Origin of the sequence: Hymenobacter nivis (assembly GCF_006439025.1) — a bacterium.
Classification (GTDB): Bacteria; Bacteroidota; Bacteroidia; order Cytophagales; family Hymenobacteraceae; genus Hymenobacter; species Hymenobacter nivis_A.
Map to the genome: position 1 here is coordinate 341595 of NZ_RCYZ01000007.1, position 18412 is coordinate 360006.

General features: G+C 67.2%; 12 protein-coding genes. 1 reads left to right on the top strand and 11 read right to left on the bottom strand.

Features of this window, described 5'->3' with window-relative positions; all coding sequences use genetic code 11:
• Nucleotides 1-3: 3 nt before the first annotated feature.
• The 9 genes from EAH73_RS17375 to EAH73_RS17420 form a co-directional block, all read right to left on the bottom strand.
• Nucleotides 4-1734, bottom strand: coding sequence for a sensor histidine kinase (locus EAH73_RS17375; protein WP_140468690.1), 1731 nt, complete (start codon nucleotides 1732-1734; stop codon nucleotides 4-6).
• A gap of 27 nt (nucleotides 1735-1761) precedes the next feature.
• Nucleotides 1762-3324: a PAS domain-containing protein gene (locus EAH73_RS17380; protein WP_140468691.1), complete on the bottom strand. Its 1563-nt coding sequence runs from the start codon at nucleotides 3322-3324 to the stop codon at nucleotides 1762-1764.
• A 160-nt stretch (nucleotides 3325-3484) separates the two neighbouring features.
• Entirely contained in the window at nucleotides 3485-4264 is a 780-nt protein-coding gene (locus EAH73_RS17385; RefSeq protein ID WP_140468692.1) for an MBL fold metallo-hydrolase, read from the bottom strand.
• A gap of 577 nt (nucleotides 4265-4841) precedes the next feature.
• Nucleotides 4842-5711, bottom strand: coding sequence for a DNA/RNA non-specific endonuclease (locus EAH73_RS17395; protein ID WP_140468694.1), 870 nt, complete (start codon nucleotides 5709-5711; stop codon nucleotides 4842-4844).
• Between the two features lie 216 nt (nucleotides 5712-5927).
• On the bottom strand, nucleotides 5928-6443 hold the full coding sequence (locus tag EAH73_RS17400; RefSeq protein WP_170214093.1) for a DUF4112 domain-containing protein: 516 nt from the start codon (nucleotides 6441-6443) through the stop codon (nucleotides 5928-5930).
• 398 nt (nucleotides 6444-6841) lie between these two features.
• Complete coding sequence (locus tag EAH73_RS17405; protein ID WP_140468695.1) at nucleotides 6842-7372, bottom strand: GAF domain-containing protein; 531 nt, start codon at nucleotides 7370-7372, stop codon at nucleotides 6842-6844.
• Nucleotides 7373-7631: 259 nt separating this feature from the next.
• Entirely contained in the window at nucleotides 7632-8393 is a 762-nt protein-coding gene (locus EAH73_RS17410) for an SDR family NAD(P)-dependent oxidoreductase (protein WP_140468720.1), read from the bottom strand.
• Nucleotides 8394-8477: 84 nt separating this feature from the next.
• Nucleotides 8478-10193 carry an IlvD/Edd family dehydratase gene (locus EAH73_RS17415; protein ID WP_140468696.1) on the bottom strand — a complete coding sequence of 572 codons (1716 nt, stop codon included), beginning with the start codon at nucleotides 10191-10193 and terminating at the stop codon, nucleotides 8478-8480.
• A 265-nt stretch (nucleotides 10194-10458) separates the two neighbouring features.
• Complete coding sequence (locus EAH73_RS17420; RefSeq protein WP_140468697.1) at nucleotides 10459-10962, bottom strand: DinB family protein; 504 nt, start codon at nucleotides 10960-10962, stop codon at nucleotides 10459-10461.
• 474 nt (nucleotides 10963-11436) lie between these two features.
• Here EAH73_RS17420 and EAH73_RS17425 point away from each other — a divergent pair, with 474 nt between their 5' ends.
• Nucleotides 11437-13692 (top strand): patatin-like phospholipase family protein, encoded by a 2256-nt coding sequence (locus tag EAH73_RS17425; protein ID WP_140468698.1) that lies wholly within the window; start codon nucleotides 11437-11439, stop codon nucleotides 13690-13692.
• A 265-nt stretch (nucleotides 13693-13957) separates the two neighbouring features.
• Here the strand turns inward: EAH73_RS17425 and EAH73_RS17430 are convergent, their stop codons facing one another.
• The gene (locus EAH73_RS17430; RefSeq protein ID WP_140468699.1) at nucleotides 13958-16786 is read right to left on the bottom strand and encodes a prolyl oligopeptidase family serine peptidase; all 2829 of its coding nucleotides are present in this window, start codon (nucleotides 16784-16786) and stop codon (nucleotides 13958-13960) included.
• Between the two features lie 105 nt (nucleotides 16787-16891).
• On the bottom strand, nucleotides 16892-18412 hold a 1521-nt coding region (locus EAH73_RS17435), incomplete at its 5' end, for a serine hydrolase domain-containing protein (protein WP_140468700.1).

The window sequence follows — 18412 nt, forward strand, 5'->3', positions numbered from 1 at the left end:
ACTTCAGGAAGGGCGGTAGGCGGGAAAAGGGGCCGCGCCGGCGGGGGTGGTGTGGGGCAGGAACACAAAGAAGGTGGTGCCAGCCCCGAGCTGGCTGTGGACCTCGATGCGGCCGCCGGCGTTCTCAACCATGCGCTTGACCATGTACAGGCCAATGCCCGAACCCTCGACGTGGTCGTGGAAGCGCTGGAACATGCCGAAGAGCCGGGGCAGTTGGTCGGGCGCGATGCCCAGGCCGTTGTCGTGCACTTCAAATACGGTGTGGCCGGGGCGCACGTGGGCCCGCACGTCGACGTGCGGAGGCCGGGCGGGCGAGTGGTACTTAACGGCGTTGGTGAGCAGGTTGTAGACGATGCTGCGCAGGTTTTTTTCGGAGAACTGGATGGCGGGCAGAGCCGGCACGTCGACCACCAGCTTGGCGCCGGTGGCCTGCAGCAGCGGCAGAAGGTCCTGGCGCACGTCCTCGACCACGGCGGCCAGGTTGACCGCGACTGCGTCGGCGGCGTGCTCTTTTTGCAGCTTGGATACCTCCGTTAAGTGGTCAATGGTGCGCTTGAAGCGCTCCACCGCGTCGAGCATGCGGGTCAGGACAGGGCCGACCGCGTCGTCCTGGATTACGGCCGAGGGCAGCTCTTCCTGCAGCAAGTAGAGCAGGCCCTCAATGTTGGAGATGGGGGCCTTGAGGTCGTGGCTGGCAGTATAGATGAAATTGTCCAAGTCCACGTTGGTGCGCGTGAGTTGGGTATTAGACTCATGCAGGTCTTCGTTGGTGGCCGTGAGCTCCTCGTTGATGGCGGCCAACTCCTGGTTGAGAGATTCTACCTGTCGGCGGGCCTCGGTCTGTTCAGTGATGTCGAATACGAGCGTGTAGCAGCCCACCACCTGGCCGTGCTGCACGTCGGGCACGTAGGTGGTGCGAATAACCTTCGCAAAATCGGGGCGAAAGGGCATGGCGGTTTCGAAGTCTACCCGCTCGCCGGCCAGGGCCTGTGCCACATAACCCCGGATGTTTTGGTAGGCGATTTCGCCGGCTACCTGGCGGATGGGCTGGCCGAGCAAGGCGGTCGGGTCCTGGTGGAACCAGGCGCGGTAGGCTTCGCTGGCAAAGCGGTACTTTTCGTCGCGGTCGAGGTAGCCGATAAGCACGGGCAGGGCATCGGTGATGTCGCGCAGCTGCCGGGCGCTGGCCTCACTGGCCTGGCGGGCGCGTACCTGCTCGGTGACTTCAAACGCGAAGACGAGTACGCCATCGATGCGGCCGTGGGCGTCGCGGCGGGCCTGCTGGAGGTAGTTGAAGTAGCGGTCTTCCAGCGCTCCGTCGCTGGGCCGGGCCAGGGGGATGAGCAGGGTTTTCTCCTCGCGCGCGATACCGGTGGCGTACACGGCGCGAAAGCCCTGGTACACGGCGTGGCCGGCGATTTCGGGCAGGGCGTCGAGGACGGAACGGCCCAGCAGCGCACGGCCCGGGAACAGGTCCTGGTAGTTGGGGTTGACCAGCTCGTACACCAAGTCGTCGCCGCCGAGGATGCAGATGGCGGCGGGGGCTTGCATGAACAGGGCGTATAGCTGCTCGCGCTGCGCCTCGCGCTCCTGGCGGGCCAGCACCTGCGGGGCCACGTCGTAGGCGAAGGTGGAGATACCCACGATTTCGCCGTTTTCGCGGTAGGCCTGGTAGGTGAAGGTGAAGTACATCTGCTTCGGCGGGCCTTCGGGCTGGGCAATGAGCAGCGGCAACTCGTAGCCGTAGTACGTTTCGCCGGTTTAGTACACGCCGTCGAGCAGGGCGACCACGCCGCTGTCCACGGTTTCGGGCAGCACCTCGGCCACCGTCCGGCCCAGCAGCTCCCGGCCGGGGAAAAAGGCCTGGTAGGCCGCGTTGGCGTACTCGTAGCGGTGCTCCGGGCCGCGCTGGATGCAGATGGCGGCGGGGGTTTGCTCAAATAGCTGGTAGAAAGCTTCGCGCTGCTGCAGCTGACGCTCGGCGGCGGCCAGCACCTGGGCCTGCAGGGCCTCGGCCTGCTGGCGGGCCTGTACCAAGTCCGTCACCTCGAAGCCGAAGACGAGCACGCCGTCGATGCGGCCCTGCTCGTCGTAGCGGGCCTGCTGGAGGTAGTTGAAGTAGCGGTCTTCCAAGACCCCGTCGGCGGTGCGCGCCAGGGGCACGTGCAGGGCCTGCTGCCACAGGGTCTCGCCGGTTTCGAACACCCGCCGCATTGTGTGGTAGGCGGCGTGGTCGGCCAACTCGGGCAGGGCTTCCCGCAGGGGTTTACCGAGCAGCTGGCGCTCCGGAAAAAACTGCTGGTAGATGGGATTGACCAGCTCGTAGGTCAGCTCCGGCCCGGCCAGGATGCAGATGGCCGCCGGCGCCTGCGTAAATAAGCGCTCGAGGCGCTGGCTTTGCGCCCGCACTTGCTCGGTGCGCTGCTGCACGCGGGTTTCGAGCTCTTGGTTGAGCTGCTCCACCTGCTGGCGGGCCCGCACCTGCTCGGTGACGTCGGTGCCCACGGTGAACAGGCCGCTGATGCGGCCGTCGGCGTCGCGCTGGGGCTCAAACACGATGTTCCAGTACACCTGCTCCGCCCGCCCGTGGCGGTGGAGGGTGCTGGCCTGCTCGTAGGCCGTGTGGGCGGTGCCGGTGGTGAAGACCCGGTCGAAGAGGGCGACAACCTCGGGCGTGGCGGTTTCGGGCAGGGCCTCGAACACGGGCCGGTGCAGCACCTCCTCCAGGGGGCGGCCCCAGATGGCCAGCGTGGTGGCGTTGGCCATGGCGATGCGGTGCTGGGGCCCGTGGTACACGGCCACGGCCACCGGGGCCTGCGCGATGAAGTGCTGGAATTCGATCCGCTGCTGCGCGGCGTCGGCGCGGGCCGCTTGCTCGCTGGCCTGGCTTTCGCGCAGCTGCCGCGCGGCCAGGCGCTCGGCGGTGATGTCCCGCACGGACTGGATGATGAACTGCACCTGGCCGGCCGCGTCGAGCACGGGCGTGTGGCGCGGCTTCCAGTGGCGCTCGACGAACTGGCCGGGCTGGGTGGGGTCGGGCACGTCGTAGTGCTGCGGGGCCATCTCGTGCGGCTGCTTGGTGGCCATGACCTGGGCCAGCGAGGCGCGCACGTTGGCCACGGCGTTGGCTTCGGGGGTTGCGGGATTGTCGGGGAAGGCGTCGAAAATGTGCCGCCCGATAAGGGTGGCCCGCTCGGTAAGGGTCGCGGCCAGGTAGTCGTCGCTGGCCCCCACAATTACCCAGCCGGGCGACAGCAGCAAGGTGGCGCCGGGCTGGGCGTTGAAAACAGGCAGCAGGTCGGGAAAGGGCGGGGCCGTGGGCATCAAGGCAGCGGAAGGTCGGGAGTGGGGTTGAGAATACGAAAGTTAGGTTAATAGCCCGGGGGCCGACAGGGTGCTTTGCGCTGGCAGGACCGTTTACCTAAAGAAGTTTTTGCACGGGAGGGCCCCGGCCGGCGCCTGGCAGGAGGTGGTTGGCGTTGCGTTACGGGGCGGCCGGGTACCAGTTGCGCAGGCGCACGTCAATCTTCTTGTTGGCCGCGTTCACGGTTTTCTTGAAGCTGGCCACGTCGCTCAGGCCGTTCTGGCCGCGGTAGTGGTAGGGGTACACGATGCCCGGCTTGAAGGCCAGCACGCCCTGCGCGGCCTGGTTCACGTCCATGGTGTAGGGTAGGTTCATGCACACGAAGGCCACGTCGATATTCTTCAGGGCGCGCATTTCGGGGATGTCTTCGGTGTCGCCGGAGAGGTAGACGTTTTTGCCGCCCAGGTTCAGCACGTAGCCGTTGCCCCGGCCCTTGGTATGCGGCGCGTCGGCGGCTTCGGGCAGGTTGTACATCGGAATGGCCGACACGCGCAGGCCCAGCGTGTCGAGCCGCTGGCCATTGCGCAGGACGCGAACCTGGGCTTTGTACTCCACGGGCAGCTTCTCGGCCACCGCTGGGGGCACGACCATTAGGGCCTTGCCCACGGAGAGGCCCGCCAGCGTCTGGGGGTCGAGGTGGTCGCCGTGGATGTCGGTGAGGAGGATGACGTCGGGCGCGGCCAGCCCGGCGTAGGCGGCGGCCCCGCCGTAGGGGTCGACGTAGATGGTCTTGCCGTTCCAGGTGAACACCACGCTGCCGTGGGTGATGGGCTGCACCGTGAGGGGGCCCTTGCTGGTGGGAATCTGGTCGGCGGCCGCGCGCGGGGCGGGGGTGGTTTGGGCCGGGGCTTGCAGGGCCAAAGCCGCCAGCGCGGCCGTGAGGAGAAGCGTGAGTTTCATTTTTCTGCCGGTTGAGGAAGGGGAAAACGTAAATTAAAACGGCGGCCAGTCATTGGGGCGGCACCGGCCGCAAACTTAACGGGGCTCATGGCGAAGGGAGGTTGAGGGCGCTGTTGCGTGGAATGCTTACAGCTTCATCGTGATGAACCAATAGCCGCTCCCTTGGCGGAGAACGTGGAGTGAAATCTGGTCCTGCTATTACTAGCGTATTATACAGTCTATGCTGGAGTCAATTGCCCGCCTCGCTTCGTGGCCCAACGCTTGGAATAGATTTGCGCGGCCTTTGTGCTCACGATCGTAGTGGTTGCTCACATACAGGCGTTCGTGATGCTGGTCAACGTTTTTAGCTACATGCTTTTACCCCATTTACGTAGGCTGGTCTTCGCTCTCGAGTATGGGATGAATGCGCTCAACCGCCGGTTGGGCACGACTCGAAGAGAAAGTGAATTTTCCCGCATAGGCATCGAGCAAGCTCGTTTGAGCAAAAGTGCTTTGGATGAAGTACTTGGATGACTTGCCGACGGTGGACGGAGCCATCACTGAATAAAGGGCCTATGGTACGACAGGCGGTAATGCATTAGCTGGTTGGCCCGTTGTCTGTCTTGGCTTCAATGGTTTGCTGGATACCGACGGGTACCGCCGACAGGAGGTCTAAGCCGGTGGCGGCTTCGATGGCGTCGACGCTGGTGCGGTAGGTACCCCAGTCCGTGCGGAGCGAGTTGTCGTTCGGGGTGTCGATGGCAATGACGCGGGTGCTGCCGGACACGCGGGCGGCGTCGTTGCTGCCAACGGGCAGGACGACCACGACCTTCCAGCAGTGGGACGGGACGGTGACGCGGCCGTTGTCGAGGGTGGTGGCGTACCCTTCGGTACCGGTGCCGCCTTTGCCGTAGCTGCCGCAGATGAGGTAGAGTTCGTGGCCGCTGCCCAGCAAGGTGCGGGCGTAGTTCTCCAAGTTGGCCCAGGTTTGTTGGTTGTTGCGGGGGGCCTGGGGCATCATGTTGCTCATGAGGAACGTGGCCGAATTGTTGGCCGCGGTGCTGGTGCGGTCGGCGCTGGGGCAGTTGTGGCCGCGGTCGAAGCCCGAGCCGGCGTAGCTGCTGGCGGTGACGCGGTACCAGGCAGCGGGCAGGTCGGCGTCGGGCCGGAAATCGTCTTGGCGGGCGGCGCTGCCGACCCAGGAGCTGCTCAGGTGCCAGCTCACCCAGTTCGGCTTGCCTTGGTCGCGGTGGTACGAAAGGGCGTACTGCGGCTTTGAAAGGAGGTAATTGGTGGGGTAGGCCGCGTCGGTGGTGGCGCCGCTGGGGTTGCCGAGGGTCAGGTGCTCGGGGAAAGTGGACTGGTTGGGGGCCTGCGTAGGCGCGACATCGATGGTGGCGCAGGCCGTGGCTAGCAGTGCCAACAGCGCTAGGGCCCCGGTGCGGGCAAGTAATTGTAGTTGTTGCATGAGCAGCGTATGGGAGCGCGAAAGTGGGGCCGCAGCGGCGAGGCAACCTACCCAACAGGCAGAGGCTACGCCCGGGGTGGTGCGGGCATTGCTGGTTTTCCAGCCCTTGGATTACTTGGTTCAAGGGCTCGCCCGCCCTGCGCCGCCGCGCTTGGTTGATTGCGTTCTGGCTTTTGGTGGGCCCCGGCTTGGTGCCGGGGCTTGCTGTTATCAGCGCTAGGTACTCAGGATGGGATGGGCGCTAAAGTAATGCCACACCCAACCGATCAGCGCCACGCTGCCCCAGGCCACCAGGCCCGCAACTGCCAGGAAAGCCAGCAACAACAAGGCCACTAGGCCTTTGCCACTGCCCGTGTGCCGACCCTCGGCGTAGTGGCGGCGCAGCAGGGCCACGTTGCGCTCGTTGCTTTTGTAGGCGAAATCGAACACGTTGCCGAGGACAGGAACCGCTCCGACGACGGTGTCAAGCAAAATGTTGAGGGCCATGCGCACCACCACTGCCCCGCTGGCGCCGTGGCGCAGCATGGTCAGCAGCAAGACGACTGACACGGCGGTTGACGACAGGTCGCCCACGATGGGAATGAGGCCGAGCAAGGGGTCGAGGCCGAAGCGGAAACGGGTGCCGGGCAGCCGGAACTGGCTGTCCATGAGGCGGGCCACGTGCTCGACCCAACGCAGGCGCGCGTCAACGTCGAAGGGGGCGGGCACGGCGGGGCGGGGGAGCGTGGGCATCGGCAAAGGCCTTAGTGGGGAGTAGTAAACGGGGGCTATACGCCCCCGGAGTTCGGAAGGACGCGACGAGGGCCCCGCCCCTACCCGGCCAGGGCCCCCAGCTTCGCCCGCTACCTCGCCGAGCGGCTGGCGGCGCTGGGCCTCCCGGGCTGCGCTCGCCCGCCCGCCGGCCTAGTTTCTGGGGCTGATGGCGGCGGCCATTCAGGGCTAAATGCTGGCAGCTTGGCCGCCCCGGCCCATCGGTGGGCCGGGGCCCCGCGTAGCCACCTGGCCGGGGGCCCCACGGGCAAAAAAGCTGGGTGACACCCGAGGCAACGGCAGCGCCAGACGGTTGGGACGGGCTGTTGCACGCTTGCCGGGCCGGGCGCACGCGGGCAAGCACGCCCAGGAACAGCCGGTTAAACCTGGCCGAGGCTGCGCATGTAGGCCTGCACCACGGGCAGAAACAGCGGCACGGCCGCGTCGAGGTAAGCGCGTTCGGCGGCGGTCCAGTGGCGCGGGTGGCCAAACACGCAAGGCTGCAAAATGCCCCACAGCTGGCCGTGGTCGGTGATGTGGGCGTGCACCAGGGCCCGGTGGCCAAAGGTGGTGCGCTCAAACTCCTGGTTGAGCACCTCGGGGCCCGCCTCCAGCACGTCGTCGACGAACACGGAGGGGCGGGCGGCCAGCGCAGCGCGGAACAAGGGGTCTTGCTGCGGCAGGTCGCCGGTGTCGTCTTGCCAGTCGTGGCGCGGGTCGGGCACGGCCTCGTCGAGGCGCCACACCAGGGCGATGCGGCCACGGCCCTGGGCCGGGTCGCGCACGTAGAGAAAGCACCGGTCGGCGCGCAGGTATGGGCCCACCAGGTCGAGGCCGCGCTGCAGGGCGTCGGCGGGCGAAGCATCGGCGGCCAGCACGGCGGCGAGTTCGGCGAGGGGAAAATCGGGCATGGGGCGGGATTAAAGCAACCGGAAGCTGGTACGGCCACCAGCCGCCCGCGGCTGAAACCGGCCGCTTTTGGGGCCCCAGCGGGTTGCGCCTGCCTGCGTACCCAAACCGCTGGGGCCCTAAAAGACTGTTTGCGGGACTGCCCTCATGCACCCAACCGACGCAGTATGAGCGTAATCCCTCACCTCAAATAGCCAGCCGCTAGCCGCCCACCGGGACAACCCGAAGGCCCGGGGGCCCCAGCGCGACGGCGGGGAAGCCCTAGGCGGGCCCCGGGCTGGTGCTCGTCCAACCCCCGTCGACCACCACGCTTTGGCCCGTGATGTGGCGGGCGTGGTCGGACACGAGGAACAGAGCGGCCTGCGCAATGTCGGCCACGGTGGCGGGCCGGCCCATGGGGGTCAGCTTTTGCCAGGTGGCTTCGTAGGCGGGGTCGTCCTGCGTGCGCTCGGTGAGGGTGGCGCCGGGCGCGACCGTGTTCACAGTGATGCCGTGGGCCGAGAGCTCGATGACCAGGCTTTTGGCCAGCATTTCCAGGGCGGCCTTGCTCATGCCGTAGGCGGCGAGCTGCTTGTGGGCCTGGTGGCCGGTGACGGAGGACGTGAACAGCAGGGCCCCGCCGTGGGCCTGCTGCTTCATCTGGTTGGCGGCGGCCTGGGCCAGGAAGAAGGTGCCCCCCAGGTTCAGTTGCAGCACTTTGAAGAACGACGCGGGCGGGTAGGTCAGGAAATCGCCGAATAGGGTGATGCCGGCGTTGGCCACCACCACGTCGAGGCGGCCGAAGCGGGCCGTGGCGTCGGCCACCAGGGCGTGGATGAAGGCCAGGTCGCCCGCGTCGCCGGCCAGCGGCCAGCAGGTGCCCGCCGCCTGTTCCTGGATGCGCGCGCTGGCCGCCGCCGTCAGGTCGGCGTCCAGGTCATTGAGCAGCACGTGGGCCCCTTCGCAGGCCAGCTGCCGGGCAATTTCGAAGCCAATGCCCTGGCCCGCACCCGTGACGATGGCCACTTTGTTTTCAAAACGCATCATGGGAAGCAGCGACTTTTTGCATGATTATCAACAAGTTTACCAGTGCCCAACCGGGGCCCGGCGCAGCGAGCGGCCGGCGGGTCAGTGCGAATCGCGGACGACGGCGCTGCCCGAGCCGCCGCGCAGAAAATCGAAATCGGCCCCCAGGTGGGCCTGCTGCACGTGCTGCTGAAACAGCCGCACGTAGCCGCGGCTGGCCAGCGCGGCGGCGCGGGGGCCCTGGGCCCGGCGCTGCGCCAGCTCGGCGTCGGAGAGGGCCACGTGCAGGGTGCGGTTGGGCACGTCGAGGGTAATCACGTCGCCGGTTTGCACCAGGCCCAGCGCGCCGCCCACCGCCGCTTCGGGGGCCACGTGCAGCACCACGGTGCCGAAGGCGGTGCCGCTCATGCGCCCGTCCGAGATGCGCACCATGTCGGTGACACCTTGCGCCAGCAGCTTGGCGGGAATGGCCAGGTTGCCCACTTCCGGCATGCCGGGGTAGCCCCGGGGCCCCACGTTTTTGAGCACCAGCACGCTGGCGGCCGTCACGTCCAAATCGGGGTCGTCGATACGGGCCTTGAAGTCCTCGATGTCCTCAAACACCATTGCGGGGCCCGTGTGTTGGAGCAGCGCCGGACTGGCGGCGGAGGGCTTGATGACGGCCCCGTCGGCGCACAGGTTGCCCTTCAGCACCACGATGCCGGCCACGGGGTTGAACGGCTGCTCAATGGGCGCCACCACGGCGCGGTTGTAGCATTCGCTGGCCGCGCAGTTCTCCCCGATGGTGCGGCCGTTCACGGTCATGCAGTCGTTGTGCAGGAAGGCGGCCAGCTCCTTCAGCACGGCGGGCAGGCCCCCGGCGTAGTACAGGTCTTCCATGAAAAATTGCCCCGACGGCTGCAAATTGGCCAGCAGCGGAATGCCCGCCGTGACGTGGTTGAAGTCGTCGAGGGCCAGCTCGACGCCCACGCGGCCCGCAATGGCCAGCAAGTGGATGGCAAAGTTGGTGGAGCCGCCGATGGCGGCGTTGGCCATCATGGCGTTTTCGAAGGCCGGGCGCGTGAGGATGCGCGACAGCTTCAGGTCTTCGCGCACCATGCCCACGATGCGCATGCCGGAGAGGTGGGCCAGCACCTTGCGGCGCGCGTCGGCGGCCGGAATGGCGGCGTTTTGGGGCAGCGACAGCCCCAGGGCTTCCACCATGCAGGCCATGCTGGAGGCGGTGCCCATCACGGCGCAGTGGCCCGCGCTGCGGCACATGCTGGCCTCGATGGATTCGAACTGGTCTTGCGGCAGCAGCCCCGCGCGGCTGGCTTCGCTGAGGCGCCAGAGGTCGGTGGTGCCGATGGCGCGGCCCTGGTAGTTGCCCGTGAGCATGGGCCCGCCCGAGACCACCAGCGTGGGCAAGTCGACGCTGCACGCGCCCATCACCAGCGCCGGGGTGGTTTTGTCGCAGCCGCAGAGCAGCACCACGCCGTCCACGGGGTTGGCCCGGATGGATTCTTCCACGTCCATGCTCACCAGGTTGCGGTAGAGCATGGCGGTGGGCTTCATCAGCGTCTCGCCGAGCGACATCACCGGGAACTCGACCGGGAAGCCGCCGGCCTCGTACACGCCGCGCTTCACGGCCTCGGCCAGGTCGCGGAAGTGCGCGTTGCAGGGCGTCAGCTCCGACCACGTGTTGCAGATGCCGATGACCGGGCGGCCGTCGAAGGCGTGCGCCGGGATGCCCTGGTTTTTCATCCAGGCCCGGTAGATGAAGCCATCTTTGCCGGTGCGGCCAAACCACTGGCGGCTCCTAAATTCTTGTTTTTCCACGGGTTGGGGGCGGGCCGGGGCCCTAAGCGGGTGGGAAGGAAGGGCAGCGCTCGGCGCCGGCCAGCGGCAGGCAAAGCGCCCCGCGGCGGCCGCGCCGGAAAACAGCAGTTGTTGGTTCGGGGGCCCTAGTTACGCAGTTATGGGCAAACGGCGCGGGCGCTGCCGAGCCGCCGGGCACCGCCCCTTACTCGCCACAGGCAGGTACCGCCTGCGGCGCAGCGCGGCCCGTTAGCATTCATTAGCAGGGCCCCGGCGCGCCCCGCTCCTACCCGGCCGGGGCCCCCAGCAGGCGGCGCAGCAGCACGATCTGGCCCACGTGGTAGGCGTTGTGGTCGGCGATGAGCAGGGCTTCGCGCAGCAGCGTTTGGCCGTCGCCATGGGCCAAGGGGGCGTACAAATCGCGGGCGGGCTCGTGCAGCAGGGCCTCGAAGGCAGCGCGGTCGCGGGCAATTTGGGCCAGGGCCTCGTCCCAGGCGGCGTCGGTGGCGGGGGCCGGGTCGGGCGTCCAGTAGCCGGCCGGCCAGGGCGGCGACTGGTGGGCGGCATCGCGGGAGAACTCCAGGATGTCCCACTGCGCAATGCGAATGTGGTCGACCAGCTGCCAGATGCTGTAGGGCAAGTTGGCGGGCTGCACGCCCCGCAGGTGCGCGGGCAACCCCTCGAGAGCAGCGTCGAAGGAAAGGTGGGCCTGGCGGCCCTCCAGGAGCTGCAAGAGCTGGGTGCGGACGGCCGTGGTGGCCGCAGCGAGGGATGGGGTGGAATCCGGCATAGAAATGAGGGTGAATGAATTGCAGCGAATCAGACGGCGGCACATGGGGCCCCGGTCAGTTAGCACTTTCGGCCCCACCGGCGCGGGGCAGCTGAATGCGTACCCAAGCTACTACCGCAGGAACAAGCGGTGCGCAGCGGGCGACCCGCTGGCAGGGCGGCCCCGTCACGGGCCATCGGGGCGTCACCACAGGCGGGTAGAGTCAAGCAAGCACCCGGGCCCAAATCAGCTTGGCCGCCCTACGAGTCGCGCGGCAGTGGCTACCGAATCAATAGCCCCGCCGGGCCCTGGGGCCCTCAGCCGCTGCGCAACGCTGGACTTTTACTGGGCGGGGGCTGGCTCAAAACATCCTACAATAAATTATAAAGTTTATATATTGCCCCGTCCTCATGCTTCCTGTGACGGCATTTTTGTTGGTAATTAATTCTTTAGGTGCCACCCGCGGGCCGGTGCTTTCCTCCTTTTCTAGCTGCTATGCGGAAGTGGGTTACGTTGCTCGTCGTGCTGCTAATGGGGGCCGGGGCCCTGCGCGCCCAGCGGCTCCCGGGGCCCCGGCCCCGGGTGGGCCTCACGCTCAGCGGCGGCGGGGCCCGGGGGCTGGCCCACATCGGCCTGCTTAAGGCCTTGGACTCGGCCCGCGTGCAGGTGGACTACGTGACAGGCACGAGCATGGGCGCCATCGTGGGCGGGCTGTACGCGGCGGGCTACTCGGGCGCCGAGATTGAGCGCATCGCCGGGGGCCTCGACTGGGACGCGCTGCTCACCAACGCCGCGCAGCTGCCCACCATTACCCTGCCCGAGAAAGACGACTTCGGCCGCTATGCCCTGGAAGTGCCCTTTGCCAAGGGCGGGTTCCAGTTCACGAGCGGCGTCATCGAGTCGGAAGAGCTGTGGCTGAAGCTCAGCGAGCTGTTCTTCCCGGTGTACCGCACCAAGGATTTCGGCCGGTTCCGGCGCGGGTTCCGGTGCGTGGCCACCGACGTGATTTCCGGCGAGCCGGAGGTGCTGAGCCGCGGCGACATCGTGTCGGCGGTGCGGGCCAGCATGGCCATTCCCTCGTTCTTTACGCCGGTGCGCTACCAGGGGCACCGGCTCGTGGACGGCGGCATCGTGCGCAACTTCCCGGTGTCGGAGGTGCGGGCCATGGGCGCGGGCGTGGTCATCGGCAGCAACGTGTCGGCCGGCGCCTACACCGAGAGCACCCTGCGCAGCCCGGTGGACGTGCTGCTGCAAATCACTTCCTTTAAGGACAACACCGATTTCAAAACCCAGAAGCTGCTCTGCAACGTGTTCGTGGACTACCCGCTGGGCGACTACAGCAGCGGCAGCTTCGCGGCGTCGGGGCCCATCACCGCCATCGGCCTGCGGCGCGGGCGGGCGGCCTACGGGCCCCTGGTGGCGCTGCGCGACTCGCTCGACGCCCTGTACGGGCCCCTGCCGGCCCCGCCCCCGGCGCCGCCCCGGCCCGACTCGGTGTACCTAGCCGGCTACCGCGTGCAGGGCCCCGACAGCGCCGCCGCGCCCGAACTGGTGCGGCAGATGCAGCTGCGGCCCGGCCGCTTCTACACCGCGCCGCAGCTCACCAGCGCCATCCGCAACGCGTTTGGCACGCGGCGCTTTCGCAAAATCACTTACGCCCTGCAGCCCCTGGCCGACTCGGCGGCCCGCCTCGTGCTCGACGTGGAGCGCGCCCCGCGGGCCCGCGTGGGCGTGGGGCTGCACTACAACTCGCTCACCGGCATCGGCCTGATTGGCAGCGCCACGGCGCAGGACCTGCTGGCGCCGTTTTCGAGCAGCCAGGTGGCGGTGAACATCGGCGAGAACCCGCGCCTGCGCCTCAAGCACGTGCAGTACCTCACGCCGCGCAAAAACGTGGTGGGCCGCTTCGTCGCCCAGGCCGAGCAGGTCAGCATCACCACCTACACCGCAGCCTTTGCCAAAGCCGGCCTCTACACCCAGCGCTACGCCACGGCCAACGCCCAACTGCTGCGGCTGCTGGGCCGCAACCGGGCCCTGGGCGTGGGCACGCGCTACGAGTACGGCCGCTTCCAGCCCGAAATCACGGCCCGCCTCCAGCTCGACGGCCGCATCCGCCTGCTGAACAGCTACTTGTTCTTTGAAGAGAACACGCTCAACGCCGTGGCCTACCCCACCCGGGGCCGCCGCACCGAGGTGGAGCTGGGCGTGGTGTACGGCCAGCGCCCCGCCTTCCGGGTGCTGAACGACACCGCGGAGGTGGGCACCGAAAACTCGCCCCAGTTCTCCTTTCGGCCCTACGGCCACTACCGGCTGAACCTGGAGCAGTACCTGCCCCTGACGCCGCGCACCACCCTGCTGCTGCAAGCCCAGGCGGGCGTCAACTGGCGCTTCCGGCAGGCCATTGCCAACGACTTCGTGGTGGGCGGCCTCAGCAACGTGCTGCGCAACCAAATCACCTTCGCTGGCCTGCCCGAAACCGGCGTGTACACCAGCAGCGCCGTGGCCGCGCTGGTGGGCTACCGCTACGCGCTAAGCCCGAAGCTGTCCGTCACGGCCAAGTCCAACGCGCTGTACCACAGTTTTCTACGCGGCAACTACAATGCCCAGTCGGACCAGCTAATCTACGGTGGGGCCCTCACACTGGGCATCAACTCACTGCTGGGCCCCATCGACGCCAGCCTCATGTACTCGAACCTCTCGAAGCGCCTCCTGCCCTACTTCAACATCGGCATTCCCTTCGGCTACCGCTAGCCAGGGGCGGCGCCGGGGGCCCCCGGCGCGGCGGGGTTCCGCCCAAAAAGCAAGCCCCGCGCCGGAGTGGCGCGGGGCTTGCTTTTTAAGCTATCAGAGCAGACTAATCAGGCAAAAAACCCGGTCATGCAGAGCGCAGCGAAGAATCTCTACTGCTCCACTAATTATTTACTGCCGCGGGAGAGATGCTTCGCTGTGCGCTGCATGACCGGGTTTATAGCGACCGAAACTTGACAAAATTATGCTAGCCCTATAACCCCAGGCGCTACTTGGTGGAGGCTTCCAGGCCCCAGTTGCGGCCTTTTTCGACGGCGGGGACGCCTTTTTCGAGCCACACGGGGGCGGGGGCCCCTTTGAGGTAGTGGTCGAAGAACTGCAGCTCGCGGATGGAAATGTCCTTGCGGTTTTCGCGCTTCACCAGGTTGTGGGCCTCGCCGTTGTACTGGAGCAGCCACACGGGCTTGCCCAGGCGGCGCAGGTCGGTGAACATTTCGATGCCCTGGTACCACGGCACGGCCCCGTCGGCGTCGTTCGACATGATGACGACCGGCGTTTGCACTTTGGGCAGCGCAAACAGCGGCGAGTTGCGGATGTAGGCCTCCGGCTTTTCCCAGAGCGTGCCGCCGATACGGCTCTGCGTGTGCTCGTACTGAAACTGGCGGCTCATGCCCGATTCCCAGCGGATGCCGCCGTAGGCCGAGGTCATGTTCACGACCGGGGCCCCGGCCCAGGCCGCGGCGTACATATTGGTTTGGGTGATGAGGTAGGCCACCTGGTAGCCGCCCCAGCTTTGGCCCTGGATGCCCACGTGGGCCCCGTCCACCCAGGCATTTTTCTTAAGCGCCTCCACGCCCGAGTTCACGAACTCGACGGCCGAGGGCCCCGGCTCGCCGATGGTGTAGCTGATGTCGGGCGTGAACACGAGGTAGCCGTTGCTAGCAAACAGGGCAATGTCGAGCCGCGAGGGCGTGGGCGCCGGCGCCGTGTATTTATACAGGCCGTCCGACAGCTTTTCGTAGAAGTACACCACCATCGGGTACTTTTTGGCGGGGTCGAAGTTTTCGGGCTTGTAGAGCACGCCGGTGGCGGCGTAGCCCTTGGGCGTGGTCCAGTGCGTAAGCTCGGCCGTGAACCAGTTGTAGTCCTTTTGCTGGGCGTTGATGCTGCTGAGCTTGGTTTCGTGCTGGAAGTCGCGGCTGGCGTAGAGGTCGGCCGGCTGGGCCACGTTGGCCTTGGTATAGATATAAACGTCAGCGTTTTTGGCCTGCATCAGCGGCGAGTAGCCATAGGGCCCCAGGGCCAGGCGCTGCGGGGCCCCGGCGCTGGCCAGGTTCTTTTTGTAATAGCCCCACTGCTTGGTGGTTTCGTCCTGCACCAGCAGCATCAGGTCCTCCTTGGGCTCCACAAATTTCTGCTTTTCGGCCGCCATGCGGTAGCGGAAAATGAGCTTGCCGCGCCGCCCCAGGCCGCCGGTGAAGTTGGTAGCGGCGCCGGTTTTGGGGTCAATTTTCCAAAGGTCGTAGCGGTCGTGCACGAGCAGGGCGGCGTCGTCTTTGGCCCAGGCGGCAATGCCGTAGGGCTGGGCGTCGTCGGGCGAGTCGTTCTCTTCGTCGGCCATCGCCACGCCGGTTTTGGCGGTCAGGTTGGTGGTTTTGCGGGTGGCCACGGCAAATGAAAACCAGTTTTTCGACGCGTAATCGTACCACACCACGTAGCGGCCCAGCGGCGAGAGCTGGAACCGGCTCTTGGCCGCTTTCGGATTAATAGCAATCCGCTCGCCGGTGCGCGTCGACACCAGGTAGGCCTGCTTGAGCGTGGTGCCCTCCCACTGCATCGACACGCGCTTGGCGGTGTCGGTCACGGCCAGCACGTACTCGGCGTTGTTCTTTTCGGCCGTGAACGAGTCGCGCAAATACTCGTCTTCGAGCTGCACAAACTTGTTGCCCTGCCGCGGGTAGGCCACGGCTAAGTAGTTGCGCTGCAAGTCTTTCTTGAGCGTTTTGAGCTGCATGGGCTGCAAGTAGTCGTCCTTGTAGTTCCACACGTCGAGCTTGGCCGTTTCAAAATCCACCAGCGTCGTGTCCTGCGGAATGGGGTCGGCCGCGGTGCCGAAAAACAGCTTCTCGCCGTTGTCGCTGAAGAGCACCTTGCCGAAGCCGCTCGGCGACCAGCCCTTTTTCAGGCCCGCGCCCCCGGGGCCCAGCACCAGCCGGGCGCTGTCGCCGCGGAAGTCAGAATAGTAGAGGCTGAAGGGCTTGACCAGCGCTTTTTCGGGGTGCTTTTCAGCCGTGAAGGCCAGCTGCTGGCCCGCGTCGTCGAAGGCCAGGTTCTTGTACACGCCCTTGCCGGCGCTGACTTGGCGCACGCTGTTCGCGGCCAAATCGTACACGAACAGGCCCGATTTAATCTCCGGGTCCTTGTTGCCCTTGGGCGCGGCCACGGCAAACGCCACCTTGTTGCCCGGCTTGCTCACCTGGTAGTCCGTCACGGCCCCGAAAGTGCGCCGGCGGCCCGTCAGCAGGTTCAGCACCGTCAGCTGGGCCCCTTCCTTGTTGGTTTGCAGCAGCCGGTCAGTGATTTTTTTGACCGTGTCGGCCGGCGCTTTTTTCAGCGAGTCCTTCACCGCCGGCTTGCTGGCCAGAAAGGCGAGTACCGACGCCTCCTCGGCCAGGCGGAACGACTTCACGTCGGCGTACTTGGTGAGCTGGCCCGGGCCCAGGGCAAACACGCCCAGCGAATCCTTGGGCATTTGGTCGGGTTTTTTCTTCTTGATTTTGGCCTGGCGCACGTCCTGGTAGCGCGGCTTGATGGCGAACACGGCGAACTTGGCGTCGGCCGTGAACAGGGCCGAATCGCCGCGGCTCACCTGGCGCAGGGCCCGGCCGGCCACCGTTTTCAGGTACAGCGTGCCGTCGCCCTGCTGGGGCTTCACCTCGAAGAGCACGTACTTACCGTTGTTGCTGATGCGCTGGCGGCCAACGCTTTGCCACTGGTCGTACACGGTGTGGTCGAGCGGCTTTTTAGGCGTGGGCTGCGCGCGCAGGGCCCCGGGCCCAGCCAGGCACACCAGCAGAAAGAGAAAGGGTTTGATCATGCAAGCAGGGAATTAGCAGCGCCAAGTGGCGCCGAATCAAAACTAAAAAAAGCACACCGTCAGCCAAAGACAAGCCGAGCCGACCGAGGCTGCGCGGCGGGGGCCCTACTGGCCCGCCAGCTTCAGGTCGAGCTGCTGCACGCGGGCCGGGTTTTCGGGCGAGAGGGTGAAAAAGACGTCAATTGTGCCCCGCGCGCCCACCAGCTGGAAGCGGCCGCGCAGCTGGTTTTCCGGCACCAGGGGCCCTACGGCCGTGATGGCGCCGGCCTGGGCAAACAGCGCCTGCGCGGCCTGCCGGCGCGTGGCCGCGTCCTGGTCGAGGAAGAAGTTTTCGGCGAAAACAGCGTTGTCGGCGGCCGCGCCGGGGCCGAAGCCGGGCAGCAGGCGGGCCAGCTCGGCCTGGCGCTGCGCCAGGATGGGCGAGGCGGCCACCGGGCGCGGCCGCAGCCCGGCCAGCGCCACCAGCGTGTCGAGGGCTCCGAAGTTGGCGATGGTGGGCGCGGCGTAGGTTTGGTTGGCGAAGGCCACCACGGCGAGGCCGTAGTCGGGCAGCAGCCACCAGTGTGCGCCGAAGCCGGGCAGCCCGCCGCTGTGGCCCACGTAGCGGCGGCCACTGCCGTCCTGGGCCGTGCGCAGGCCGTAGCCGTAGCCGGCGGCCACCGGGCTGGCGCGGCCGCTGGGGTAGCGGAAAGCGGCATTCAGGCCGGCCGGCGTCCAGGCTTGCTGGGCCTCGCGCACCGAGCTGCGCCGCACGGGCCCGGCGTCGGGCCCCGGGCGCGCGGGCCACGCCGCAGCCTGAAACGCCAGGTACTTGGCGAAATCCTCGACCGAAGTGAGCAGCCCGCCCAGCGCCGCAAACGACTCGCCGTCGGGCAGCAGCGCCTCTTCTTGCCAGGCGGCGCCGGCCGGGCGGTAGCCGTGGGCGAGCAGGGCCCCGGGCACTTGGCGGTAGTCCCAGTAGGTGTGCGCCATGCCCAGGGGCCGCAAAATGTTGGCCGTGATGTAGGCCTGGAACGGCTGGCCGGCCACCGTGCTCACGAGGCGCCCCAGCAGCGCAAACGCCAGGTTGCTGTACTCGTAGGCCACGCCCGGGGCGTTGGCCGCCGACACGCCCCGCGTCAGTAAAGCGCGCAGGTCGGCGTCGGGGCGGCCCATTTGGCGGTCGCCCCAGGGGTTGTCTTCGGGCAGGCCGGCGCTGTGGCTCAGCAGCTGGCGAATGGTGATGGGCGGCGCGTCGGCGGGGGCCCCGGCCAGCAGCGGCGGGTGCGCCCGCAGCTCGGGCAGGTACTTTTCGGCGGGGTCGTCGAGGCGCAGGCGGCCGGCGTCGCGCAGGCGCAGCACGGCCAGCGCCACGAAGCTCTTGGTCATGCTGGCGATGCGGAACACGGCCTGGGGCCCTGCGGGCGCTTGGGTGGCCACGTTGGCGTAGCCCACGGCCCCGGTGTGCACCAGCTGGCCGTTCACCACTAGGCCGTAGGCCAGACCGGGCACGTGCTGCCGGGCGGCGTAGTCGGCGTACAGCTTGTCGAGCACCGGAAACGCCGCCGCGATGCGCGCGGCCCGCCCGGCGTCGGGCGGCGCGGGCGCGGCCGCGCTGGGGGCCCCGGCGGGCCGCACAGCGGGCGG